Below are 22,685 nucleotides of genomic sequence, written 5' to 3' on the forward strand. Positions count from 1 at the left end.
CACCGGGGTGGCAGAAGGCTTCGCCCCGTTCTAGCGTGGTCGCCATGATCGAGCTCGAGGGGCTGACCAAGCGGTACGGCGAGAAGGTCGCGGTCAACAATCTCTCCTTCACCGTCAGACCGGGCATCATCACGGGCTTCCTCGGCCCCAACGGTGCGGGCAAGTCGACCACCATGCGGATGGTGCTGGGCCTGGACCGGCCGACGGCCGGGGACGTCCGGATCGACGGCAAGCACTACGACCAGCTGAAGGACCCGCTGACGTACATCGGCGCGCTGCTGGAGGCCAAGGCCTGGCACGGCGGGCGCAGCGCCTACAATCACTTGCTGTGCCTCGCGCAGAGCAACGGCATCCCCACCAGGCGGGTCCGCGAGGTCCTGGACACGGTCGGGCTCACGGCGGTCGCCAAGAAGAAGACCAAGGGGTTCTCCCTCGGCATGGGCCAGCGGCTGGGCATCGCCGCGGCGCTGCTGGGCGACCCGCGGATCCTGATGTTCGACGAGCCGGTGAACGGGCTCGACCCCGAGGGCATCCACTGGATCCGCAATCTGATGAAGACGCTGGCCTCCCAGGGCCGTACGGTCTTCGTCTCCTCCCACCTGATGAGCGAGATGGCGCTGACGGCGGACCACCTGGTCGTCATCGGGCAGGGCAGGCTGCTGGCGGACACCTCGATGGCCGACTTCATCGCGGAGAACTCGCGCAGCTACGTCCGCGTCCGCACCCCGCAGCGCGAGCGGCTGCTCGACGTGCTGCACGGCGAGGGCGTCACGGTCGTCGAGACCGGCGATGTGCTGGAGGTGGACGGCGACAAGGCGGAGGCCGTCGGCGAGCTGGCGGCGCGGCACCAGATCGTGCTGCACGAGCTGAGTCCGCAGCGGGCCTCGCTGGAGGAGGCGTTCATGCAGCTGACGGCGGAGTCGGTGGAGTACCACGCGCACGACGGACAGCCGGCCGGTCCGGTGCCGCCGGGGCAACAGCAGCAGTGGGGCAGCGAGTGGAGGAAGGGATGAGCATGGCGGCGACACAAATCGTCCGGTCCGAGTGGACCAAGATCCGGTCGGTCGCGTCCACGGTGTGGACGCTGGGCCTCGCCGTGGTCGTCACCATCGCCCTCGGCATGCTGATTTCGGCGCTGTCGAAGAGCGAGTTCGACAACATGGGCCGCGAGGACCAACTCGTCTTCGACCCGACCTTCATCAGCTTCGCCGGGACGAGCCTCGGCCAGCTGGCGATGATCGTGTTCGGCGTGCTGGTGGTGGCGAACGAGTACAGCACCGGCATGATCCGCACCTCGCTGGCCGCCGTGCCGAAGCGGGGCACCTTCCTGTTCAGCAAGATCGCGGTGGCCACCGCCCTCGCGCTGGTCGTCAGCATGATCACCAGCTTCGCCACCTTCTTCCTCGGGCAGGCGATGCTCGGCGACCTGAAGGCGTCGATCGGTGATCCGGGCGTACTGCGCGCGGTCATCGGCGGCGGGCTCTACATGACGCTGATCGCGATGTTCTCGATGGGCGTCGCCGCGATGCTGCGCTCGCCGATGCTGTCGCTGGGCATCCTGATGCCGTTCTTCTTCCTGATCTCCAACATCCTGGGCAACGTCCCCGCGACGGAGAAGGTCGGCCGGTTCCTGCCCGACCAGGCCGGCAGCAAGATCATGCAGGTGGTCGCGCCGCTCGACGACGACGTGCCCTACGGACCGTGGGGCGGACTCGGGATCATGGCATTGTGGGTGATCGCGGCCCTCGTCGGCGGGTACGTGGTGCTGAGGAAACGGGACGCCTAGTCACTGTCCGGCACGGTTTCGCGAAGGACCGGATTTTACCCGGGCTTGAACGGAACCGTCAGCGCCTCGATATCCTCCTAACCCTTACGGGGGCGTGCGCCCTGCTGTCCTGAACCTTCCGATGGGTGCGGAGCATGATCGAGGCTGTCGGCCTGACCAAGCGCTACGGCGACAAGACCGCAGTGCACAATCTGTCCTTCCAGGTGCGGCCAGGTGCCGTCACCGGCTTCCTCGGGCCGAACGGCTCGGGGAAGTCGACGACGATGCGCATGATCCTCGGCCTGGACAATCCCACCGCGGGACACGTCACCATCGGCGGTCACCCGTACCGCAGGCTGCCGAACGCACCCCGCCAGGTGGGCGCGCTGCTCGACGCCAAGGCGGTACACGGTGGCCGGTCCGCCCGCAGCCACCTGCTGAGCCTGGCCCAGCTCTCGGGCATCCCGGCCAGGCGGGTGGACGAGGTGCTCGGCGTGGTGGGCCTCCAGGACGTGGCCAAGCGGCGTTCCAAGGGCTTCTCGCTCGGCATGGGCCAGCGGCTCGGCATCGCCGCGGCCCTCCTCGGCGACCCCCAGGTGCTGCTCTTCGACGAGCCGGTCAACGGTCTCGACCCCGAGGGCATCCACTGGGTGCGCAACCTGATGAAGGCGCTCGCGGCGGAGGGCCGTACGGTCTTCGTCTCCTCGCACCTGATGAGCGAGATGGCGCTGACCGCCGACCACCTGATCGTCATCGGGCGCGGTCAGCTGATGGCCGACATGAGCGTGAAGGACTTCATCTCGGCCAACTCCGCCGACTTCGCGCGCGTGCGCACGCCGGACACCGAGCCGCAGCTGCGCGAGAAGCTGACGTCGGCGCTGACCGAGGCGGGCGGGCACGTGCTGCCCGAGCAGGACGGTGCGCTGCGGGTGACCGGGCTGGCGCTCCCCCGGATCAGCGACATCGCGCACGACACCGACGTACGGCTGTGGGAGCTGTCGCCGCACCAGGCGTCGCTGGAGGAGGCGTACATGCGGATGACGCAGGGCGCCGTCGACTACCGCTCGACCGCCGACCAGAAGGCGGCGCTCCAGCAGCCGCTGCCGCCCGGCGCGCAGCCGCCGATGCCGGTGCCCGGGCAGGGTCAGCCCGGCTGGTACGCCCCGCCGCCGCCCCAGCAGGGCGGCCAGCCCTTCGCGGCACCGCAGGGCGGCGCGCCGGGCCAGGCCCCGGCGGGACCGTACGGCGCCCCGGCCGCGCCCGGCGCGATGCCGGGCGGCGGGCAGCCCGCCAATCCGTACGCGGCACAGCAGCCCGCCCAGGCCCCGCAGGCGCCCGCTCCGGCCGCCCCCGCGCCCGCGCCCGCCACCGACCCGACCAAGCCCGAGGACGCCCGATGAGCACGCCCCAGCCCCCGATGCCGCAGGCCGCACCCGACTGGCAGGCGGCGCCCGGTTCGCCCTACCCCACGTACACGTCGCCGATCCCGGTGGTGCCCACGCACCTCGGGCACGCGGTCGCCTCCGAGTGGACGAAGATCAAGTCGGTGCGCTCGACGATGTGGACGCTGGGCGTCTTCGTCGTGCTGGTCGTCGGCCTTGGCCTGCTCACCGGCGCGGTGGTGGCGAGCTCGGACACCGACGTGGACGGTGAGAGCCCGCTCGCCCTCGGCTTCTTCGGCCTGCTGCTCGGCAGCATCTGCCTGATCACCCTCGGCGTGCTGACCACCGCCTCGGAGTACGGCACCGGCATGGTGCGCACCACGATGACGGCGTGCCCGAGCCGCAGCCGGGTCCTCGCGGCCAAGGCGATCGTGTTCTTCCTGGTGGCGTTCGTGGTGACGCTGGTGTCCGCCACGCTCGTCGCCCTGATGCACGTGACCATGCTGGAGGGCAACGGGGCCGGTGACCCCACCGGCGGCGAGTGGCTGAAAGGCACCGTCGGCGTCTCGCTCTACGTGGCGCTGCTCGGCCTGCTGTCGCTGGCCATCGGCTCGGTCATCCGCCACTCGGCGGGCGCCATCACCATCATGATCGGGGCCCTGCTCGCCCCGCTGGTGATCGCGCTCTTCATGTTCGCGGAGTCCCTGAAGGACGTGCAGCAGGCACTGTTCGAGTACTCGATCCCGAACCAGATGAGCATCTTCTACGCCAACTCGCTCAGCGACTCCGGCCCGTCCGGCTGGGACCCGCTGTGGATCATGCTCGGCGTGACGGCGGTCGCGTTCGCCGGTGCCTTCGCCCTGCTGCAGAAGCGGGACGTGTAGCCCGCGTTCAGAACCTCGGCGCGTTACGGGACCGCTGCACCCGCGTGGTGCGGCGGTCCTTCGCGTTCCAGCAGGACTTGTGCCAGTGCCGGCGCTCGTCCACGCCCGAGTGCGCCGGCCAGGCCACCACGTGCGGGACGCCGTCCGGGATCAGCTGGTCGCACCCCGGGCAGCGGTACGACTTCCCCTGCGCGCTCGCGCCCGCCACGTGCCGTACGCTCCAGTCCTCGCCCTGCCAGCTCTCCGACGACTGCCAGCCGCCGTAGCGGCCGGAGCCGTCGTCCTCGGCGCTGCGGCCGGACGACGCGGCTCCCTTGGGTCGGTTGCGACGCGGGGACACAGGACACCTCACGGAGCTATACAGGGAGTACGGACCGCATCCAGCCTACGCGGGACGGGCCGGGGTACCCGTACAGCACCAACCCCCACAACTCGCCCCGCAGGGACCTCCACCGGTGCTTTCCGCCCGGCCTCGACGGCCGATTCTGCAGACAATCCGCAAATCCCTCCGCCCGGCCGTGTCCTCGGCACGTGTCAGACGGTTATGCCCTGTGGGGGAGCTCCGTGTCGGAGCCGAGGAAGCAGGAAGAGCAATGCGCGTTGGAAGTTTCGTGTTGGGCGCCCAGTTCCCGGGCCAGGGTCACGGGGAAGCGCTGCACCGCGCGGTCCGCTCGGCCGAGGTCGCCGAGGATGCGGGGCTCGACGCGGTCTGGCTGGCCGAACACCACTTCGTCCCGTACGGCACGTGTCCGTCGGCCGTGACCCTGGCCGCCCTGCTGCTGGGCCGCACCCGCCGCATCCGGGTCGGCACCGCGGTCAGCGTGCTGCCCACCGCCCACCCCGTGGCGCTCGGCGAGCAGGCCGCGCTGCTGCACGTCACGAGCGGCGGCCGGTTCTCGCTGGGCGTGGGCCGGGGCGGCCCGTGGGTGGACCTGGAGGTGTTCGGCGCGGGCCTGGAGGCGTACGAGAAGCAGTTCCCGGAGTCACTCGATCTGCTGATGCGCTGGCTGCGCGAGCCGGCCGTCGGCGCCTCGGGCGACCGCTTCCGGTTCCGCGAGGTGCCCGTCGTCCCGCGGCCCTCGGAGTCCCTGTCGGAGGAGCCGGGTCCGGAGGTCGTCGTCGCCTGCACCTCCCCGGCGAGCGTGCGCACGGCCGCCGAGCGGGGGCTGCCGATGCTGCTCGGGATGCACGTCGGGGACGAGGAGAAGGCCGAGATGGTCGCCCTGTGGCGGCGGCACGCCCGCGCCGCCGGGCGGCCGTCGGCGGAGATCCACGGCGCGGCCCACGTGTCGGCCGGCGTCTGCCAGATCGCCGACCGGCGCACGGACGCGGCCGAGACCCTGCTCAAGGCCATGCCGGGCTGGCTGCGCCAGGGGCTGGGCGCCCACGTCACGGTCGACGGCCGCGCCCGGCGGATGCGCGACCCGTACGCCTACACCGAACTCCTCTGCGGGCTGCACCCGGTGGGCACGCCCCGCCTGTGCGCCGACCGGCTCGCGGCGACCGGCGAACGGACCGGGATCAACCGCTTCGCCCTGCTCGTCGAGGGGTCCGGAGACCTCGCGGCGACCGAGGAGAACGTACGGCGGCTCGGGGCCGAGGTGCTCCCCCAGCTCGGCTGAGGGAGCCGGCGGCGAGCCTGCCGCTCCGGTACGAACTGCACCTCCCGCGTACGGAGCGGCAAGCAGACGGTCGTCGTCAGCAGTCGCGGAATTCGGGCGACTGGTTCAACACCTGGCTGCGTACCGAGGTGAAGCGGCTCAGCTTCTCGTCGACGGAGGAGTCCAACGGGAACACCGCCACCCGGTGGCAGTTCTGGAAGGCCAGCCGCACACCGAAGTGCCGCTGCAGTGCACCGCGTATGGCGTCACTCGCCAGCGCACGCAGCAGCTGGCCGCGCGCCTGCTCGTCCGGCGGGGGCGTCTGGTTGTCGGCGAACGCACCGCCGTCGACCTTCAGCTGTGCCACCAGGGAGCTGACCATCTCCCATGCGTAAGGCAGGGAAGTCCGGACGCAGTCGACGAAGGCTGCTTCGTCGACCTCGCCTCGCTCGGCCTGTTCGAGTAGGGCCGGTGAGACGTCGAGCGACATGGGTTCTCCTCTCGCACCCCCGACTGGCAGGGGTTGCCGGACAGTTAGGGGAGTGCGCGATTCCGAACACGCTGCGTACACACATCGCGACCTCCCGTTCAATACCGTAAGCAACCGATCGTGACGGCACCAGGAGAATGCCCAGATGGGCACCAACCGGTAGGCGCACAATCGGCCAGTGCGCAAGACGGGGTCAATGGGAGAAGTGGGACGGGCCGCGGGGGCCCCGGCACGGGCGAATCGCGTCGGACCGGGCGCGTCGAGTAGCGTTGCCGACCATGCGTCTCGTCATTGCCCGCTGCTCGGTCGACTACGCCGGGCGGCTCACCGCCCATCTCCCCTCGGCTCCCCGCCTGATCCTGGTCAAGGCCGACGGCAGCGTCTCGGTCCACGCCGACGACCGGGCCTACAAGCCCCTCAACTGGATGTCGCCTCCGTGCACCCTCAAGGAGGGCACGGGCGAGGAGGAGGGCGTCTGGACCGTCGTCAACAAGGCGGGCGAGAAGCTCATCATCGCGATGGAGGAGATCCTGCACGACTCCTCGCACGAGCTGGGCGTCGACCCGGGCCTGATCAAGGACGGCGTGGAAGCACACCTCCAGGAGCTGCTCGCCGACCGCATCGAGACGCTGGGCGAGGGCTACACCCTCATCCGCCGCGAGTACATGACCGCCATCGGTCCCGTCGACATCCTGTGCCGGGACGCCGAGGGCGGGACCGTCGCGGTGGAGATCAAGCGGCGCGGCGAGATCGACGGTGTGGAGCAACTCACGCGCTACCTGGAGCTGTTGAACCGCGATCCGCACCTCGCCCCGGTGCGCGGCGTCTTCGCCGCCCAGGAGATCAAGCCGCAGGCCCGCGTGCTCGCCACGGACCGCGGGATCGGCTGCCAGGTGCTGGACTACGACGCCATGCGGGGCATCGAGGACGACAAGCTGCGGCTGTTCTGAGGGGGCGTCGGGCACGACGTGCGGAAGGGCCGGGTCGTGGACCCGGCCCTTCCGCGTGGCCGGCCTCAGATGATCAGGCCGTCCGCCGAGCCCGTGCCGCTCGGCGTCCCCGTGCCGGTGCTCGCGGTGCTGCTCTGCGTGGCGGTGGAGGGGGTGCCGGCGGGGGAGCTGGCGGTGGTGCTCGTCTCGCTCGGTCCGCTGGCGCTGGTGGACGTCTCCGGAGGAGTCGTCTCGGGGTCGGAGGTCGACGGCGGGGGCGTGGTGGGCTTGCTGGGCTCGCCGGTCGGCGTGGTGGGGTCGGGGTCCGGCTCCGTGTCGGTGGGCTTCGGCGAGGTCGGGTCCGGGTCGTCGGACGTAGCCGACTCGGACGGCGAGGTCGAGTCGTCCGGCTCGTCCGAGTCGCCCGGGTCCGGTGAGGTCGGGTCGTCGGGCTCGCCCGAGGTGCCGGTGCCGTCCGACGGCCGTGCCGACTCGCTGGGCGTCGGGTCGTCCGACGTGCCGACGGTGCCGTCCGGGCCCGGGTCGGTGGGCCGGCCGCCCTCCTCCGGGCCGGCACCGTCGTCCGAGGGCCGGTCCGCGCCCAGGCTGCCGTCGTCGACGCCCTGGCTGGCCGACGGGTTGACGCCGACCTCGTTGGAGGGAGTGCCGGCGTCGTTCTCGGAGGTGGCGCCGAGTGTCACCACGGTGCCGAGCACGGCGACGAGCAGCGCGCCCGCTCCGGCGGCCACGAGATTGCGCCGCGCGAAGCCCTTGATGCCGCCGCCGACCGTCCGGGACCGCTCCGTGGCGGGTTCCCGGCTGGTGACCAGGGTCGGGGACTGCGGGGACGGCTGGAGCGGCGGGAAGGGCGCGGGGACGCCCGCGGACGGCGACGCCGACTCCTCGTTGCGGGCGTCGGGCACCTCCTCCCCCGCGGTCGGGCCGAGGCCGAGGCCCACGCCGACGACGCCGAGTCCGGCAGCGGCCTCCGGGGCGCCGAACGCCCCCGCGCCGATGCCCGGCCCGGGGGTGTCCCCGGAGCGGTCGGTGACCAGGGCCAGGGCACGGCGGCCGGCGACGGCGCCGCGCTTGTCGGACAGGGCACCGCGCAGCCCGATGGAGGCCTCCAGCTCGGCGCGGGCCCGGTCGAGCTGTCCCTCGCACAGCGCGAGAACGCCGAGTTCGTGGTGGAAGTACGCCTGCTCGGCGACGTCACCGGCGAGCCGGGAGGCCTCGGTGCCGGAGCGCAGCGAACGCTCCCAGGCGCTCCAGTGCAGCCCGGCGGCGAACGCGGGCGCCGCGGTGCGGGCCAGCTGGACGGCGGGGCTCTCCTCGCCGTCCGCGGGCCGGGTCGTCGTCGGCACCAGCACGGCGAGGGCGGCCAGCACGGCGTCGGCCTCGGCGCAGACCCGCTCGGGGGTCACCGAGGGGTGTCCGGCCCACCAGGCATAGTGCTGGGCGGCGGCCAGAGCGCGCTCCGGTGTGCCGTCGGCGTACCCGGCGCCGTCCAGCTGGGTGAGCACCCCGGCGGCGAGCCGGTAGCGGGAGCCGACCGGCGAGACCAGTCCGCAGTCGGCCAGCTCGCCCAGGGCGGCGTCCGCGTGGGTGTCGCCGACCAGTGCGGGCAGGTGTGCCTGGTGCGGCACCTCGCCGCCGAGCGCGACGGCGAACCGCAGGGTGGTGCGGGCCGAGTCGCTGAGCCGGGAGGCGAGCAGCGGGGCGGGCGCGGCGGCCTCGCCGAGGGACGGCAGGGGTACGTCGTCGCTCTCGGCGGCGTCGCGGGGCGTGTCGTCGGCGGGGCCGGTGTCGGCGAAGACGCCGAACTCGTCGACGGCGTCGGCACCGGCCCGCTGCCGGTCGCGCCGGCGCAGCAGGGCACCGGCCTGGACGAAGCGCAGCGGCAGGCCCTCGGACTCGAACCAGAGGTCGCCGGCCCAGTTGGCCTCCTCCTCGGTGAGGGTGCGGCCGGCGGCGCGTTCCAGCAGCTCCACGCCGTCCGAGCGGTCCAGGCCGGTGAGGAAGACCTCCTCGACGGCCGAGTCGGCGGAGGGGGCGGGCACGTCCGGGGTGGCGCCGATGAGCCAGGCGCACTCGGGAGTGGCGTCCAGCAGCTCGTCGAGGGCGGTGCCGCCGAACTCGACGTCGTCCAGGACGACGACCGCGCCGACCTCCCGGAGCCGGGCGAGCAGTTCCTCGCGGTCCGGGCGGTGCAGGGGCGCGCGGTGGACGGCGTAGAAGAGGTCGTGGAGGAGGTCGCCTGCGGTGCGGTGGAAGCCGCTCAGGCGGACGACCCCGTCGGGGGCGAGGCCCGCGCAGTCCTCGGCGACGACGTCGAGGAGGCTGCTGCGGCCGGAGCCGGCCGGGCCGGTGAGGCGGACGGAGCGGCCGCGGGCGAGCAGCCGCACCAGGCGTTCGCGTTCGTCGTCGCGGGCCAGCAGTCCGAGCACGGTGCGGGTCGGGCCCGGCGGGACGGGCGGCCGGGCGGCCCGTTCCACCTCGGCGCGTTCGGCCGCGGTGAGCTTCTCGGGCCGGGCGGGCCGCTCGGCGGGCGGGCAGAGTTCGATCTCGCTGCCGTCGACCGGGTTGACGGTGAGCAGGAAGTCGCCGGAGACGAGCTGCACCGTCCGGGCGAGCGCCGGCGCGTGCTGTCCGAAGTCGGGCGTGAGAGGGTCCCTGGGCGGGCGCGGGCGCGGCGTGTCGCCGTCGTGGCCGTGCTCCTCGGGTCCCCGGTTGTTCGGGTCCATAGGTTCAAGCCCCCCAAAAGCGTCGTGTGCCGGTCCCCCGGTCGGGACCACCCTCCCGGCCTTGCCGCACACCGCGCTGTCGCTTCTGGTCCGGGCCCGCCGGTGGGTTGCGAAAGGGGCGGGCAGCCAGACCCTAAACCTTCGCTCAGTATCTCCGACAGTCCGGGGTGCCGACCCGTCCGAGACGTCACGGTCTCGTGAGGATTGCGTGTGCCGGGCGATTTCCGCGCGGTTCGGCGGGCGGTGTCCGGGTCTCCCCGGCCCGCCGGGCCACACGGGTCCGTGACGTCACACGGTCTGTGGCACCACACGGTCCGTCGCGGTCACACCCTGGGCAGGGTCTCCACGCCGATGCCGCCCTCAATGGCGAGGATCCGGTGCAGCCGGGTGGCCACCAGCAGGCGCTGCATCTGCGGCGGTACACCGCGCAGCACCAGCCGACGGCCGCAGCGGCCGGCCCGCCGGTGGGCTCCCATGATCACACCGAGCCCGGTGGCGTCCCAGGAGTCCAGTTCGGACAGGTCCAGCACCAGGTCGCCGACTCCGTCGTCGACGGCCGAGTGCAGGACCGTACGGGCGTCCGCCGCGCTGCGTACGTCGAGGCGGCCCCCGACGACCAGCTCGACGTGGTCGCCCCTGATGTGCATATGCGCTCCCCGGCGTGCTTCTTCGTCTACGTCGTCTTCGTCATCTGTGCGGTGCGGTGCGGCCCGGCGTTGTGGTCCATCGGCGGTATCAGGTGTTGCTACCTCTGACTGGCCGAAACGATCGGAGGTTGCCGCCTGTAAGCGAACCGATACCGAATTCACCCCGCCGTGTGATGTCCGGCGGGGCTGACGCGACCTCAGTGCTTGTAGAAGCCCTGCCCGCTCTTGCGGCCGATGTCACCGGCGTCCACCATCCGGCGCATCAGCTCCGGCGGGGCGAACTTCTCGTCCTGGGACTCGGTGTAGATGTTGCCGGTGGCGTGCAGCAGGATGTCGACGCCCGTCAGGTCGGCGGTGGCCAGCGGTCCCATGGCGTGTCCGAAGCCCAGCTTGCAGGCGAGGTCGATGTCCTCGGCGGTGGCGACGCCCGACTCGTACAGCTTCGCGGCCTCGACGACGAGGGCGGAGATGAGGCGGGTGGTGACGAAGCCGGCGACGTCGCGGTTGACGACGATGCAGGTCTTGCCGGTGGACTCGGCGAACTCCCGGGCGGTGGCGAGCGTTTCGTCGCTGGTCTTGTAGCCGCGCACCAGCTCGCACAGCTGCATCATCGGGACCGGCGAGAAGAAGTGGGTGCCGACGACCCGCTCGGGGCGCTCGGTCACGGCCGCGATCTTGGTGATCGGGATGGCGGAGGTGTTGGAGGCGAGGATCGCCTCGTCCTTCACCAGCTTGTCGAGCGCGCGGAAGATCTCGTGCTTGACCTCCAGCTTCTCGAAGACGGCCTCGACGACGACGTCCGCGTCACCGGCGGCGTCCAGGTCGGTGGTGGCGGTGATGCGCGCGAGGGCGGCCTCGGCCTCGTCGGCGGCGAGCTTGCCCTTGGCGACGAACTTGTCGTACGAGGCCTTGATGCCGTCGGTGCCGCGCCGCAGCGCCTCGTCGGTGACGTCGCGCAGAACGACGTCCCAGCCCGCCTGGGCGGAGACCTGGGCGATGCCCGACCCCATGAGACCGGCTCCGATGACGGCGAGCTTCCGTGCCACTGTGCGACTCCCCTGATACGCGCTGATTCTCGTCTCTCGGCCGGAGATTAGCGGGCGTGAGCCGCTGTGTGACCGGTTAGTAACGCGCGTCACGTCTCAGATGACGGACATCACACCACCGTGTGCCATTCGGGTGTCAGAGCGCGCCTCGTACGGCGTAGTTGAGCACCTTCTCGCTCAGCAGCTCCTCCATCTCGTCCAGCAGCAGGAGCACCTCGCGGGAGACCTCGGAGGGCTTTCCGCCGGCGATCATGCGCTGGCCGATGGTCGCGAGGACCGTGCTGTGCAGCCAGTTGATCTGACCGGCCATCAGGGCGGGTGCCATGTCGCCGTCCGCGCTGCCGGTCTCCTCGCGCAGGGTGTGCTCCAGGTTCAGGAGCACCTCCTGGCCGATCGCCCACATCCGCGAACGGAGGGCGGGCGAGTCCTGGACGACCTTCATGAACTTCGCGTAGCCGTCGATCAGGCCCACGCGGGGCGAGACCGTCTCGACCTCCTCGCGCAGCTCGCGCAGGACGGCGCGGGCCGCCGACTCCCCCTCGTGCCGCCCGCGCACCCAGCGGGAGAGCCGGTCGATCACGCCCTTGGACCGGTCGAGGAACAGGTCCTCCTTGGCCGGGAAGTAGTTGTAGACGGTGTTGACGGAGACGTTCGCGGCGTCCGCGACCTCGGCCACCGTCACGGCCTCGAAGCCGCGCTCCAGGAACAGTCCCGTGGCGACGTCCGAGAGGTACTGCCGGGTCTGCCGCTTCTTCCGTTCCCTGAGTCCCTCGGCCATGCCCGCATCCTAGCTTCGCTGGGGCTGGTGAAAACTTGGGGCCATTGCAAAATTTCAGTGTCTCTGTTTTTCTGGGACGCATGGCAATCATCAGTACGGCCGGACTGGCCCGTACCTTCTCGACGAAGCACGGCCCGGTGGAGGCCGTGCGCGGCATCGACCTGACCGTCCGCGAGGGCGAGATCCTGGGCTTCCTGGGCCCCAACGGCGCCGGCAAGACCACCACCCTCCGGATGCTCACGACCCTGCTCGCCCCCACCGGCGGCGCGGCCACCGTCGCCGGGCACGACCTGGCGACCGACCCGGCCGGCGTACGCGCGGCGTGCGGGTACGTGGCGCAGTCCGGCGGCGTGGACACGCAGATCTCCGTGCGGGAGGAGCTGGTCACCCAGGGCCGCCTGTACCGGCTGACCAGGGCTCGGGCCGCCGAGCGCGCCGACGAGCTCGCCCGCGACCTGGGCCTCACCGGGCTGCTGGACCGCAAGTGCGGCGCGCTCTCGGGCGGGCAGCGGCGCCGGCTGGACATCGCGATGGCGCTCACGCACCGCCCGAAGGTGCTCTTCCTGGACGAGCCGACGACCGGCCTCGATCCGGGCAGCCGCGCCGATCTGTGGGATCTGGTGCGCCGGCTGCGCGACGAGCACGGCACCACCGTCTTCCTGACCACCCACTACCTCGACGAGGCCGACGCCCTCTCCGACCGCCTGGTGGTCGTGGACGGCGGCGTGGTGGTCGCCGAGGGCACCCCGGCCGCCCTGAAGCTCCGGTACGGCGGCTCGCTCGACGCCTCCCTCCAGGACACCTTCCTGGCCGTCACCGGCCGCAGCGCCGCCGAGGCCGACCCCGCCCCCGTAGCCGTATAACCGCCCCCGAGGACCTCCGATGCTGCTCCACGACACCGGCCTCATCTACGGCCGCTACCTGCGCCAGTCCCTGCGCTCCCGGTTCGCGCTGCTCTTCGGCGTGCTGATGCCGCTGCTGTACCTGCTCTTCTTCGGCCCGCTGCTGACCGACCTGCCGCTCGGCGGGCAGGGCAGCTCCTGGCAGGTGCTGGTCCCCGGTCTGCTGCTCCAGCTGGGCCTGTTCGGAGCCTCCTTCGCGGGCTTCTCGATCATCATCGAGAACGGCCAGGGGGTGGTCGAGCGCATGCGGGTCACGCCCGTCAGCCGCCTGGCGCTGCTGCTGGGCCGGGTGCTGCGGGACGCCACGGTCTTCGCCTTCCAGGCGGTGCTGCTGGTCCTCGCCGCGCTCGTGATGGGCCTGCGCGCGCCCCTGCCGGGCGTGCTGATCGGCTTCGCGTTCGTCGCCCTGCTCACCGTCTCGCTGGCGTCGCTGTCGTACGCGCTGGCGATGAAGGTCCGCACCCCGCAGGAGTTCGGCCCGACGATCAACGCCCTCACCATGCCGTCGATGCTGCTGTCCGGCCTGATGCTGCCGATGACGCTGGGCCCGGCCTGGCTCGACGTGCTCTCGCACCTGATGCCGTTCCGCTACCTGGTCGACGCGGTGAGGGACGCGTACGTCGGCTCCTACGCCACGGCGCACATGCTCTACGGCACCCTGGTCGCCGTCGCCTTCACCGCGCTGGCCGTGACGGTGGGCACACGCGTGTTCCGCACCGCCGGAGCGTAACTACGCTGGCCCCATGGTCAACCTGACGCGCATCTACACCCGGACCGGCGACCAGGGCACCACCGCCCTCGGCGACATGAGCCGGGTCCCCAAGACCGACCTCCGCATCTCCGCGTACGCCGACGCCAACGAGGCGAACGCGGTGATCGGCACGGCGATCGCCCTCGGCGCCCTGCACGAGGAGGTCGTCAAGGTCCTCGTCCGCGTCCAGAACGACCTGTTCGACGTGGGCGCGGACCTGTCGACGCCGGTGGTGGAGAACCCGGAGTTCCCTCCGCTGCGGGTCGAGCAGTTCTACGTCGACAAGCTGGAGGCGGACTGCGACCGCTTCCTGGCCGAGGTCGAGAAGCTCCGCTCCTTCATCCTGCCCGGCGGCACGCCCGGCGCGGCCCTGCTGCACCAGGCGTGCACGGTGGTCCGGCGGGCCGAGCGCTCGACGTGGGCGGCGCTGGAGGCCCACGGCGACACGATGAACCCGCTCACCGCGACCTACCTGAACCGCCTCTCCGACCTCCTCTTCATCCTGGCCCGAGTGGCCAACAAGGAGGTCGGGGACGTGCTGTGGGTGCCGGGCGGGGAGCGCTAGCCAGCCGTGTGCCGGCGCGCCGACCGGAACAGGCCCCACACGGTCTGCGCGCCGCCGACGCACATCATCACGATGCCGGCCTTCGTCAGGTCGACGACGGGGACGTCCACGTCTCCCGCGAACATCCAGAGGACGAGGCCGGCCACGAAGGTGCCGCCGCCCTCCCACAGCGAACGTTCCGCCAGGCCCTTCATCGGCGCGCGCCCTCCCTTTCCTTCACCGTCTCCGACGCGGCCGGGGCAGTGCCCGCCGGGTCCTTCTTCGGCCAGATCAGGTATCCGAGGGCCACCAGGCCGTGGATGGCGAGGACCCGGATCGCCACCCACTGGAAGGCGCGCAGGGACGAGACGTCGCCCTCGTCGCCGACGTACCAGACCGCGCCCTGGAGCAGCGCGCAGGCCACGGCCGCGCCCAGCAGGGTGCGCAGCCACAGCCGGCCCTCGTGGGCCGCCCGCGCCCTGCCGTAGCGCGGGGGTTTGACCGGCGGCGGGCCGCCGGCCAGGCGGTGGGCGGCGTGGCCGTCGAGCCAGCGGATCGTGTAGTGGCCGTACGCGACCGTGTAGCCGATGTACAGCGCGGCCAGGCCGTGCTCCCAGCCCGGCTCGGCGCCGTTCTTCAGGTCCCATGCCGTCGCGGCGAACAGCACCAGTTCCAGCACCGGCTCGCACAGCAGCAGGAACACGCTGGTGCGACGCCACTTCAGCAGGTAGCGGGCGGCCAGCCCGAGGGCCAGCAGGACCCAGAAACCGACCTCGCAGGCGATGATCAACGCGACGACCACGACGCACTCCCTTCCTTCACCCTTCCAGGCTGCCGCCGGAAGCCGCCGCGTTCGTCGTCGCCGGGGGCGAACCTCCGGTACATCGAAAGATGCAGCGCGGGACCGTTCCGCGGGATCAGGCGCGCGGCGCGCGAGCCGTGTTGGATGGTGACATGGCCGTACGACTCCCCCGCCCGCACCGCATCGACGTGTACGCCGCGTCGGCGGGGCTGCTGGGCGGGCTGCTGCTGTGGGGCATCGGCCTGGGCGTGCGGCCCGCCGACGATCCGATCGTGCTGTTCGACGGCCGCTGGCCGCTGCTGGTCCCGCTCGCCGTCATGGCGGGCTGCGAGCTGCTGCGCCGGGCCGCGCCGCGCACGGGCCTGCTGATCGGTACCGCGGCGCTGATCGGGGACACGGTCACGCAGGGCAGCCTGGTCATGCTGATCATGTACTCCGACCTGATGTACGCCGCCGTGCTGTACGGCAAGCCCGCCTCGGCCCGCCGCATCCCGTGGATCACCGGGCTGGTCACCGTGACCGCGACGATCGTGCCGTTCGCCGTGTGGCGGGTGCCCGAGGCCCTGCTGATCGGTGTCGTCGTCGGGGTGGTGTCGTTCGCGCCCGCCTCCACCGGGCTGATCGTGCGCAACCACCGCGAGGCCGCCAACGCCGCCCTGCTGCGTGCCGAGCAGACCGCGCTGCTCGCGGAGATGGACCGGGTGCAGGCGGTGACCGCCGAGCGTGCCCGGATGGCCCGCGAGCTGCACGACATGGTCGCCAACCACCTTTCCGCGATCGCCATCCACTCCACGGCCGCGCTCTCCCTCGACGACCCGGCGACCACCCGGCAGGCGCTCGGCGTGATCCGCGAGAACAGCGTCGAGGGGCTGGCCGAGATGCGGCGGCTGATCGGCATCCTGCGGGACGACGGCGCCGGCACCGAGCCGGCCGCCGCCCCCACCCTCGACGGTCTCGGCGCGCTGGTCGACGGCGCCCGCGCCAACGGCCTCGACGTCACCCTGGAGTCGGCGCACGGCGAGGGGCTGCCCGCACCGGTCGAGCTGGCCGCGTACCGGATCGTGCAGGAGTCCCTCACCAACGCCCTCAAGCACGCGGCGCCGGGGACGGTGCGCGTCGGGCTCACCCGGTACGACGGGGCCCTGCACGTCCGGGTGACCAGCCCGTACGGCGACCGGGACACCCCGCGCGCCCCCGGCTCGGGTGCCGGTCTGGTCGGCATGCGGGAGCGGGCCGCGCTGCTGCACGGCACCTTCGAGGCCGGGCCGGTCGCGGACCCCGAGTCGGCGGGCGGCAAGATCTGGGCCGTACGCGCCGAACTGCCCCTGAACGAAGGAGACCCCGCATGATCCGCGTCCTCGTCGCCGAGGACCAGTCCGCCGTACGCGCCGGACTGGTGCTCATCCTCGGCAGCGCGCCGGACATCGAGGTGGCCGGGGAGGCCGCCGACGGGGAGCAGGCGGTGGAACTGGCCCGGGAGCTGCGGCCGGACCTGGTGCTGATGGACGTTCAGATGCCGCGGCTGGACGGGGTGTCGGCGACCCGGCGGGTGGTCGACGAGGGGCTCGCCGACGTGCTGGTGCTGACCACCTTCGACCTGGACGAGTACGTGTTCGGGGCGCTGAGGGCGGGGGCGGCCGGATTCCTGCTGAAGAACACCGAGGCGAAGGACCTCCTCGCGGCCGTGCGCACGGTGGCGGGCGGCGAGGGGATCGTCGCCCCGGCCGTCACCCGGCGGCTGATCGCCGAGTTCGCCGCGAAGCCGGTGCGGGAGCCGGCCGCGGAACCGGCGGCACTGGAGGAGCTGACGCGGCGCGAGCGCGAGGTGCTGTCCTGCCTCGGTGAGGGGCTGTCCAACGCCGCGATCGCCGAGCGGCTGGAGATGGCCGAGGCGACGGTGAAGACGCACGTCAGCCGCCTGCTGGGGAAGCTGGGATTGCGCAGCCGGGTGCAAGCCGCGGTGCTGGCGCAGGAGTTGGGGATCTAGTTCGTCCCTCAACGACGCTACTGCCCAGTGGTCCAGACCTATTGACCTATGGTCCAGACCTTTCTATTCTCGCGGCACTGCGGGCATGAGGCTCAGTCATGCCCACAACAACATCCCCACATAAGGAGGCGCACATGCGCTTCAGACACAAAGCCGCGGCACTCGCAGCGACCCTGGCGCTTCCCCTCGCCGGGCTGGTCGGGCTCGCGAGTCCGGCGCAGGCGGCCACGAGCGCGACGGCCACCTTCGCCAAGACCTCGGACTGGGGCAGCGGCTTCGGCGGCAAGTGGACGGTGAAGAACACCGGCACCACCACCATCGACTCCTGGACCGTCGAGTGGGACTTCCCCTCCGGCACCAAGGTCACCTCCGCCTGGGACGCCACCGTCACCAACTCCGGTGACCACTGGACCGCCAAGAACGTCGGCTGGAACGGCACCCTCGCCCCCGGGGCGACCGTCTCCTTCGGCTTCAACGGCAGCGGCCCCGGCTCCCCCTCCAACTGCAAGCTCAACGGCGGCAGCTGCGACGGAACCTCCGTACCCGGCGACGAGGCCCCCTCCGCGCCCGGCACGCCCACCGCCTCGGACATCACCGACACCTCGGTGAAACTGTCCTGGTCGGCGGCGACGGACGACAAGGGCGTCAAGAACTACGACGTCCTGCGCGACGGCGCCAAGGTCGCCACCGTGACGGGCACCTCGTACACGGACAACGGCCTCACCAAGGGCACCGACTACTCGTACAGCGTCCAGGCCCGCGACACCGCCGACCAGACCGGTCCGGTGAGCGGCGCGGTGAAGGTCACCACCACCGGTGACGGCGGCCCGCAGCCGCAGCCGGGCGAAGAGGTCAAGCTCGGCTACTTCACCAACTGGGGCGTCTACGGGCGCAACTACCACATCAAGAACCTGGTCACCTCCGGCTCCGCCGAGAAGATCACGCACATCAACTACGCCTTCGGCAACGTCCAGGGCGGCAAGTGCACGATCGGTGACGCCTACGCCGACTACGACAAGGCCTACACGGCCGACCAGTCCGTCGACGGCGTCGCCGACACCTGGGACCAGCCGCTGCGCGGCAACTTCAACCAGCTGCGCAAGCTGAAGGAGATGTACCCGCACATCAAGGTGCTGTGGTCCTTCGGCGGCTGGACCTGGTCCGGCGGCTTCCCCGACGCCGTGAAGAACCCGGCCGCCTTCGCGAAGTCCTGCCACGACCTGGTCGAGGACCCGCGCTGGGCCGACGTCTTCGACGGCATCGACCTGGACTGGGAGTACCCGAACGCCTGCGGTCTCAGCTGCGACGAGACCAGCGCCCCCAACGCCTTCAGCACCATGATGAAGGCCATGCGGGCCGAGTTCGGCGACGACCTGGTCACCGCGGCCACCACCGCCGACGCCACCGACGGCGGCAAGATAGAGGCCGCCGACTACGGCGCCGCCGCGCAGTACATCGACTGGTACAACGTGATGACGTACGACTTCTTCGGCGCCTGGGCGAAGAACGGCCCGACCGCTCCGCACTCGCCGCTGACCTCGTACGACGGTATCCCGCAGCAGGGCTTCAACTCCGCCGAGGCGATCGCGAAGTTCAAGGCAACGGGCGTGCCGGCCGACAAGCTGCTCCTCGGCATCGGCTTCTACGGCCGTGGCTGGACCGGCGTCACCCAGTCCGCGCCCGGCGGCACGGCGACCGGCCCGGCGGCCGGCACCTACGAGTCGGGCATCGAGGACTACAAGGTCCTCAAGAACAGCTGCCCGGCCACCGGCACCGTCGCGGGCACCGCGTACGCGCACTGCGGCAGCAACTGGTGGTCCTACGACACCCCGGCCACCGTCAAGTCCAAGATGGACTGGGCCGAGCAGCAGGGCCTGGGCGGTGCCTTCTTCTGGGAGTTCAGCGGTGACACCGCCGACGGCGAGCTGGTGAGCGCCATCGACAGCGGTCTGAAGTAGTACCTGAAAGAGTCACCTAAGCGACGTTGACGCGCTGACCGGGCGGGGCTGCTTCCAGCCACGCGAGGAATCCGGTCAGCGCGTCTTCGCTCATCGCCAGTTCGAGCCGGGTGCCGCGATGGAGACAGGCGAGCACCACGGCGTCCGAGAGCAACGCCAGCTCCTCCTCCCCCTCGGGCAGCCGGCGGCCGGCCACTTCGATGGCCGAGCGCTCCAGTACCCGGCGCGGGCGGGGCGAGTACGAGAAGACGCGGTACCACTCGACCCGGTCGCCGTTGTAGCGGGCCACTCCGTAGGCCCAGCCCTTGCCGCCGGTGTCGCCCTCCTTGGGGGCGTCCCAGCGCAGGGAGCAGTCGAAGGTGCCGCCCGAGCGCTGGATCAGCCGGCGGCGCAGACCGAAGACGAAGAGCCCGATCACCACCAGGGCCACCACGATTCCGCACACAGTCAGAGCGAGGGCCATCGACACCGACCTCCTCGTCTCCTAGGTAACGGAACGGAAAAAACACCCGGATCTGCCTCAGCCGCGGCCGGGTCCGGATCGCTCCGGTCCCAGCCGCGGCTGAGTGACGTCATGGCACGACGTTATCGCACAGTGCTGTGGATCAGCGTCCCGCCGCCGCGCGCAGACGGACGTCCGCGCGACGCTCGGCGTGGGCGTCGCCCTCCGCCTTCGCGCGCTCGAGCTCCCGCTCCGCGCGCTGGACGTCGATCTCGTCCGACAGCTCGGCGATCTCGGCCAGCAGGGAGAGCTTGTTGTCGGCGAACGAGATGAAACCGCCGTGCACCGCAGCGACGACCGTCCCACCGTCACTCGTACGGATGGTCACCGGGCCCGACTCCAGCACACCGAGCAGCGGCTGGTGACCGGGCATGACGCCGATGTCGCCGGACGTGGTGCGCGCGACGACCAGGGAGGCCTCGCCGGACCAGACCTCTCGGTCGGCCGCGACCAGCGCGACGTGCAGATCAGCAGCCAAGGTGGCTCCTCGGGTCACCACCCGGCCGGTCAGCCGGGTGTTGGTTACAAGTCTAAGGGGCGTGACGGAGGGGGCGGGACGTGCCCGCCCCCTCCGGTGTGAGCCCGGGGGCTCACGATGAGCACGGGGCTCAGGAGACGCCGAGCTCCTTGGCGTTGTTCTTCAGGTCCTCGATGCCACCGCACATGAAGAACGCCTGCTCCGGGAAGTGGTCGTACTCGCCGTCGCAGATCGCGTTGAAGGCCGCGATCGACTCGTCCAGCGGGACGTCCGACCCGTCGACGCCGGTGAACTGCTTGGCGACGTGGGTGTTCTGGGACAGGAAGCGCTCCACGCGACGGGCACGGTGGACGACGAGCTTGTCCTCCTCGCCGAGCTCGTCGATACCGAGGATCGCGATGATGTCCTGCAGGTCCTTGTACTTCTGCAGGATGTTCTTCACGCGCATCGCGGCCTGGTAGTGGTCCGCCGCGATGTACCGCGGGTCGAGGATGCGGGACGTCGAGTCCAGCGGGTCCACGGCCGGGTAGATGCCCTTCTCGGAGATCGGACGGGAGAGCACCGTCGTCGCGTCGAGGTGGGCGAAGGTGGTGGCCGGGGCCGGGTCGGTCAGGTCGTCCGCAGGGACGTAGATCGCCTGCATCGAGGTGATCGAGTGACCACGGGTCGAGGTGATGCGCTCCTGGAGGAGACCCATCTCGTCGGCCAGGTTCGGCTGGTAGCCCACCGCGGAGGGCATGCGGCCGAGCAGGGTCGACACCTCGGAACCCGCCTGGGTGAAGCGGAAGATGTTGTCGATGAAGAACAGCACGTCCTGCTTCTGGACGTCGCGGAAGTACTCGGCCATGGTCAGGCCGGCCAGCGCGACGCGCAGACGGGTGCCCGGCGGCTCGTCCATCTGACCGAAGACCAGCGCGGTCTTGTCGATGACGCCGGACTCGCTCATCTCGTCGATGAGGTCGTTGCCCTCACGGGTGCGCTCACCGACACCGGCGAACACGGAGACACCGTCGTGGTTGTTGGCGACGCGGTAGATCATCTCCTGGATGAGCACCGTCTTGCCGACGCCGGCGCCGCCGAACAGACCGATCTTGCCGCCCTTGACGTACGGGGTCAGCAGGTCGATGACCTTGACGCCGGTCTCGAACATCTCGGTCTTCGACTCGAGCTCGTCGAAGTTGGGCGCCTTGCGGTGGATCGGCCAGCGCTCGCCGGTGTACTCCTCGTCGACGTTCAGCACCTCACCGAGGGTGTTGAACACCTTGCCGGTGGTGAAGTCGCCGACCGGGACGGAGATCGACGTGCCGGTGTCGGTCACCGGGGCCTGGCGGACCAGGCCGTCGGTGGGCTGCATGGAGATGGTGCGGACCAGGCCGTCACCGAGGTGCTGCGCGACCTCGAGGGTCAGCGTCTTGAGCTCACCCTCCTTGGCCGGGTCGGCGACCTCGACGTGGAGGGCGTTGTAGATCTCCGGCATCGCGTCGACGGGGAACTCCACGTCGACGACCGGGCCGATGACCCGGGCGACGCGGCCCGTGGCCGTCGCGGTCTCAACAGTGGTGGTCATTAGTTGTCACTCCCCGCGTTCGCGTCGGCCAGGGCACTGGCGCCACCGACGATCTCGCTGATTTCCTGGGTGATTTCGGCCTGGCGGGCCGCGTTGGCAAGACGGGAGAGCGTGTTGATCAGCTCGCCCGCGTTGTCGGTGGCCGACTTCATCGCGCGTCGCGTGGCGGCGTGCTTGGAGGCGGCCGACTGCAGCAGCGCGTTGTAGATGCGGCTCTCGACGTAGCGCGGCAGCAGGGCGTCGAGGACGTCCTCCGCCGACGGCTCGAAGTCGTACAGCGGAAGGATCTCGTCCTTCGTCGCCGACTCCTGCGCGACCTCTTCGAGGCGCAGGGGCAGCAGCCGGGAGTCGACCGCCGTCTGCGTCATCATCGAGACGAACTCGGTGTAGACGATGTGGAGCTCGTCCACGCCGCCCTCGGCCGTGTCCTTCTCGATCGCCTCGATCAGCGGCGCCGCGACCTTCTTGGCGTCCGCGTACGAGGGCTCGTCGGTGAAGCCCGCGAACGACTCCGCGACCTTGCGCTCGCGGAAGTTGTAGTGGGCGAGACCGCGCCGGCCGACGATGTACGTGTCGACCTGCCTGCCCTCGCGCTCGAGGCGCTCGGTCAGCTGCTCCGCCGCCTTGATGGCGTTGGAGTTGAAGGCGCCGGCCAGACCGCGGTCGCTCGTGAGGAGCAGGACCGCGGCACGGGTCGGGTTGTCCGCCTCCGTGGTGAGCGGGTGCTTCGTGTTCGACCCGGTACCGACCGCCGTGACCGCGCGGGTGAGCTCCTGCGCGTACGGCGTGGAGGCCGCCACCTTGCGCTGCGCCTTGACGACGCGCGAGGCGGCGATCATCTCCATCGCCTTGGTGATCTTCTTGGTCGCGGTGACGGATCGGATGCGACGCTTGTAGACCCGGAGCTGGGCTCCCATGAGTCAGGTCC

Annotated in this window: 24 protein-coding genes; 12 read left to right on the plus strand and 12 right to left on the minus strand. The window is 71.2% G+C overall.

All coding sequences use genetic code 11. The features are described 5' to 3' along the window. Positions 1-44 precede the first annotated feature (44 nt). From AMK11_RS06295 to AMK11_RS06310, 4 genes are all read left to right on the plus strand, one after another. Positions 45-1,013, plus strand: a complete 969-nt coding sequence (locus tag AMK11_RS06295; RefSeq protein WP_073724121.1) for an ABC transporter ATP-binding protein — start codon at positions 45-47, stop codon at positions 1,011-1,013. Continuing rightward, positions 1,010-1,786: an ABC transporter permease gene (locus AMK11_RS06300; protein ID WP_073724123.1), complete on the plus strand. Its 777-nt coding sequence runs from the start codon at positions 1,010-1,012 to the stop codon at positions 1,784-1,786. The genes AMK11_RS06295 and AMK11_RS06300 overlap by 4 nt, the downstream gene beginning before the upstream one ends. A gap of 134 nt (positions 1,787-1,920) precedes the next feature. Beyond that, positions 1,921-3,165 carry an ABC transporter ATP-binding protein gene (locus AMK11_RS06305; protein WP_073724125.1) on the plus strand — a complete coding sequence of 415 codons (1,245 nt, stop codon included), beginning with the start codon at positions 1,921-1,923 and terminating at the stop codon, positions 3,163-3,165. Further along, positions 3,162-4,031 (plus strand): ABC transporter permease subunit, encoded by an 870-nt coding sequence (locus tag AMK11_RS06310; protein ID WP_073724127.1) that lies wholly within the window; start codon positions 3,162-3,164, stop codon positions 4,029-4,031. The genes AMK11_RS06305 and AMK11_RS06310 overlap by 4 nt, the downstream gene beginning before the upstream one ends. Positions 4,032-4,038: 7 nt before the next feature. Here AMK11_RS06310 and AMK11_RS06315 read toward each other — a convergent pair whose 3' ends face one another. Next, positions 4,039-4,371, minus strand: coding sequence for an ATP/GTP-binding protein (locus AMK11_RS06315; RefSeq protein ID WP_073724129.1), 333 nt, complete (start codon positions 4,369-4,371; stop codon positions 4,039-4,041). A gap of 253 nt (positions 4,372-4,624) precedes the next feature. On the opposite strand from AMK11_RS06315, the gene AMK11_RS06320 reads away from it, so the two are divergent. Continuing rightward, complete coding sequence (locus tag AMK11_RS06320; protein ID WP_073724131.1) at positions 4,625-5,653, plus strand: LLM class flavin-dependent oxidoreductase; 1,029 nt, start codon at positions 4,625-4,627, stop codon at positions 5,651-5,653. Between the two features lie 76 nt (positions 5,654-5,729). Here the strand turns inward: AMK11_RS06320 and AMK11_RS06325 are convergent, their stop codons facing one another. Next, positions 5,730-6,122, minus strand: a complete 393-nt coding sequence (locus AMK11_RS06325; RefSeq protein ID WP_073724133.1) for an SCO5389 family protein — start codon at positions 6,120-6,122, stop codon at positions 5,730-5,732. A 278-nt stretch (positions 6,123-6,400) separates the two neighbouring features. Between AMK11_RS06325 and nucS the strand changes: the two genes are divergently transcribed. Then, positions 6,401-7,072, plus strand: coding sequence for an endonuclease NucS (gene nucS, locus AMK11_RS06330; RefSeq protein WP_073724135.1), 672 nt, complete (start codon positions 6,401-6,403; stop codon positions 7,070-7,072). A gap of 65 nt (positions 7,073-7,137) precedes the next feature. Here nucS and AMK11_RS06335 read toward each other — a convergent pair whose 3' ends face one another. The 4 genes from AMK11_RS06335 to AMK11_RS06350 all read right to left on the minus strand — a co-directional run bounded on the left by AMK11_RS06335 (position 7,138) and on the right by AMK11_RS06350 (position 12,266). Beyond that, positions 7,138-9,795, minus strand: coding sequence for an ATP-binding protein (locus tag AMK11_RS06335; protein ID WP_073724137.1), 2,658 nt, complete (start codon positions 9,793-9,795; stop codon positions 7,138-7,140). Between the two features lie 323 nt (positions 9,796-10,118). Beyond that, on the minus strand, positions 10,119-10,442 hold the full coding sequence (locus AMK11_RS06340; RefSeq protein WP_003973611.1) for an STAS domain-containing protein: 324 nt from the start codon (positions 10,440-10,442) through the stop codon (positions 10,119-10,121). 197 nt (positions 10,443-10,639) lie between these two features. Next, a complete protein-coding gene (locus AMK11_RS06345; RefSeq protein WP_073724139.1) occupies positions 10,640-11,488 on the minus strand; it encodes a 3-hydroxyacyl-CoA dehydrogenase family protein in 849 nt (282 codons plus the stop codon). A gap of 136 nt (positions 11,489-11,624) precedes the next feature. Beyond that, positions 11,625-12,266 carry a TetR/AcrR family transcriptional regulator gene (locus tag AMK11_RS06350; RefSeq protein WP_073724141.1) on the minus strand — a complete coding sequence of 214 codons (642 nt, stop codon included), beginning with the start codon at positions 12,264-12,266 and terminating at the stop codon, positions 11,625-11,627. An 80-nt stretch (positions 12,267-12,346) separates the two neighbouring features. On the opposite strand from AMK11_RS06350, the gene AMK11_RS06355 reads away from it, so the two are divergent. From AMK11_RS06355 to AMK11_RS06365, 3 genes are read left to right on the plus strand one after another with little or no spacing between them, the layout of a single operon-like run. After that, the gene (locus AMK11_RS06355) at positions 12,347-13,129 is read left to right on the plus strand and encodes an ABC transporter ATP-binding protein (protein ID WP_073724143.1); all 783 of its coding nucleotides are present in this window, start codon (positions 12,347-12,349) and stop codon (positions 13,127-13,129) included. 19 nt (positions 13,130-13,148) lie between these two features. Next, positions 13,149-13,898, plus strand: a complete 750-nt coding sequence (locus AMK11_RS06360) for an ABC transporter permease (RefSeq protein ID WP_073724145.1) — start codon at positions 13,149-13,151, stop codon at positions 13,896-13,898. A 13-nt stretch (positions 13,899-13,911) separates the two neighbouring features. Continuing rightward, entirely contained in the window at positions 13,912-14,484 is a 573-nt protein-coding gene (locus AMK11_RS06365) for a cob(I)yrinic acid a,c-diamide adenosyltransferase (RefSeq protein ID WP_073724147.1), read from the plus strand. Here the strand turns inward: AMK11_RS06365 and AMK11_RS06370 are convergent. Together AMK11_RS06370 and AMK11_RS06375 are read right to left on the minus strand one after the other, a co-directional pair. Beyond that, positions 14,481-14,678, minus strand: coding sequence for a DUF5708 family protein (locus AMK11_RS06370; RefSeq protein WP_073724149.1), 198 nt, complete (start codon positions 14,676-14,678; stop codon positions 14,481-14,483). The two genes, AMK11_RS06365 and AMK11_RS06370, sit on opposite strands and share 4 nt — an antisense overlap. After that, positions 14,675-15,265 (minus strand): hypothetical protein, encoded by a 591-nt coding sequence (locus AMK11_RS06375; RefSeq protein WP_073724151.1) that lies wholly within the window; start codon positions 15,263-15,265, stop codon positions 14,675-14,677. The genes AMK11_RS06370 and AMK11_RS06375 overlap by 4 nt, the downstream gene beginning before the upstream one ends. A 152-nt stretch (positions 15,266-15,417) precedes the next feature. On the opposite strand from AMK11_RS06375, the gene AMK11_RS06380 reads away from it, so the two are divergent. From AMK11_RS06380 to AMK11_RS06390, 3 genes are all read left to right on the plus strand, one after another. Continuing rightward, entirely contained in the window at positions 15,418-16,614 is a 1,197-nt protein-coding gene (locus AMK11_RS06380; RefSeq protein WP_073724153.1) for a sensor histidine kinase, read from the plus strand. Next, positions 16,611-17,252 carry a response regulator gene (locus tag AMK11_RS06385; RefSeq protein WP_073724155.1) on the plus strand — a complete coding sequence of 214 codons (642 nt, stop codon included), beginning with the start codon at positions 16,611-16,613 and terminating at the stop codon, positions 17,250-17,252. Before AMK11_RS06380 ends, AMK11_RS06385 begins: the two co-directional genes overlap by 4 nt. Positions 17,253-17,386: 134 nt before the next feature. Next, entirely contained in the window at positions 17,387-19,210 is a 1,824-nt protein-coding gene (locus tag AMK11_RS06390) for a glycoside hydrolase family 18 chitinase (protein WP_073724157.1), read from the plus strand. Between the two features lie 16 nt (positions 19,211-19,226). Here AMK11_RS06390 and AMK11_RS06395 read toward each other — a convergent pair whose 3' ends face one another. The 4 genes from AMK11_RS06395 to AMK11_RS06410 all read right to left on the minus strand — a co-directional run bounded on the left by AMK11_RS06395 (position 19,227) and on the right by AMK11_RS06410 (position 22,674). Continuing rightward, complete coding sequence (locus AMK11_RS06395; RefSeq protein WP_073724159.1) at positions 19,227-19,673, minus strand: DUF2550 domain-containing protein; 447 nt, start codon at positions 19,671-19,673, stop codon at positions 19,227-19,229. Between the two features lie 142 nt (positions 19,674-19,815). After that, a complete protein-coding gene (locus AMK11_RS06400; RefSeq protein WP_073724161.1) occupies positions 19,816-20,190 on the minus strand; it encodes a F0F1 ATP synthase subunit epsilon in 375 nt (124 codons plus the stop codon). Positions 20,191-20,320: 130 nt separating this feature from the next. Continuing rightward, positions 20,321-21,757, minus strand: coding sequence for a F0F1 ATP synthase subunit beta (atpD, locus tag AMK11_RS06405; RefSeq protein ID WP_073724163.1), 1,437 nt, complete (start codon positions 21,755-21,757; stop codon positions 20,321-20,323). After that, positions 21,757-22,674, minus strand: a complete 918-nt coding sequence (locus tag AMK11_RS06410; RefSeq protein WP_073724165.1) for a F0F1 ATP synthase subunit gamma — start codon at positions 22,672-22,674, stop codon at positions 21,757-21,759. Before AMK11_RS06410 ends, atpD begins: the two co-directional genes overlap by 1 nt. Positions 22,675-22,685: the final 11 nt, after the last annotated feature.

It is taken from the genome of Streptomyces sp. CB02414, from assembly GCF_001905385.1.
Classification (GTDB): Bacteria; Actinomycetota; Actinomycetes; order Streptomycetales; family Streptomycetaceae; genus Streptomyces.

Bases quoted from the DNA above. Each gene is read 5' to 3' on its own strand.
- AMK11_RS06380 (WP_073724153.1), top strand. From the start codon at position 15,418: ATGGCCGTACGACTCCCCCGCCCGCACCGCATCGACGTGTACGCCGCG.
- AMK11_RS06310 (WP_073724127.1), top strand. From the start codon at position 3,162: ATGAGCACGCCCCAGCCCCCGATGCCGCAGGCCGCACCCGACTGGCAG.
- AMK11_RS06390 (WP_073724157.1), top strand. From the start codon at position 17,387: ATGCGCTTCAGACACAAAGCCGCGGCACTCGCAGCGACCCTGGCGCTT.
- AMK11_RS06320 (WP_073724131.1), top strand. From the start codon at position 4,625: ATGCGCGTTGGAAGTTTCGTGTTGGGCGCCCAGTTCCCGGGCCAGGGT.
- nucS (WP_073724135.1), top strand. From the start codon at position 6,401: ATGCGTCTCGTCATTGCCCGCTGCTCGGTCGACTACGCCGGGCGGCTC.
- AMK11_RS06335 (WP_073724137.1), bottom strand. From the start codon at position 9,795: ATGGACCCGAACAACCGGGGACCCGAGGAGCACGGCCACGACGGCGAC.
- AMK11_RS06325 (WP_073724133.1), bottom strand. From the start codon at position 6,122: ATGTCGCTCGACGTCTCACCGGCCCTACTCGAACAGGCCGAGCGAGGC.
- AMK11_RS06295 (WP_073724121.1), top strand. From the start codon at position 45: ATGATCGAGCTCGAGGGGCTGACCAAGCGGTACGGCGAGAAGGTCGCG.
- atpD (WP_073724163.1), bottom strand. From the start codon at position 21,757: ATGACCACCACTGTTGAGACCGCGACGGCCACGGGCCGCGTCGCCCGG.
- AMK11_RS06350 (WP_073724141.1), bottom strand. From the start codon at position 12,266: ATGGCCGAGGGACTCAGGGAACGGAAGAAGCGGCAGACCCGGCAGTAC.
- AMK11_RS06305 (WP_073724125.1), top strand. From the start codon at position 1,921: ATGATCGAGGCTGTCGGCCTGACCAAGCGCTACGGCGACAAGACCGCA.
- AMK11_RS06370 (WP_073724149.1), bottom strand. From the start codon at position 14,678: ATGAAGGGCCTGGCGGAACGTTCGCTGTGGGAGGGCGGCGGCACCTTC.
- AMK11_RS06300 (WP_073724123.1), top strand. From the start codon at position 1,010: ATGAGCATGGCGGCGACACAAATCGTCCGGTCCGAGTGGACCAAGATC.
- AMK11_RS06360 (WP_073724145.1), top strand. From the start codon at position 13,149: ATGCTGCTCCACGACACCGGCCTCATCTACGGCCGCTACCTGCGCCAG.
- AMK11_RS06340 (WP_003973611.1), bottom strand. From the start codon at position 10,442: ATGCACATCAGGGGCGACCACGTCGAGCTGGTCGTCGGGGGCCGCCTC.
- AMK11_RS06395 (WP_073724159.1), bottom strand. From the start codon at position 19,673: ATGGCCCTCGCTCTGACTGTGTGCGGAATCGTGGTGGCCCTGGTGGTG.
- AMK11_RS06355 (WP_073724143.1), top strand. From the start codon at position 12,347: ATGGCAATCATCAGTACGGCCGGACTGGCCCGTACCTTCTCGACGAAG.
- AMK11_RS06365 (WP_073724147.1), top strand. From the start codon at position 13,912: ATGGTCAACCTGACGCGCATCTACACCCGGACCGGCGACCAGGGCACC.
- AMK11_RS06410 (WP_073724165.1), bottom strand. From the start codon at position 22,674: ATGGGAGCCCAGCTCCGGGTCTACAAGCGTCGCATCCGATCCGTCACC.
- AMK11_RS06385 (WP_073724155.1), top strand. From the start codon at position 16,611: ATGATCCGCGTCCTCGTCGCCGAGGACCAGTCCGCCGTACGCGCCGGA.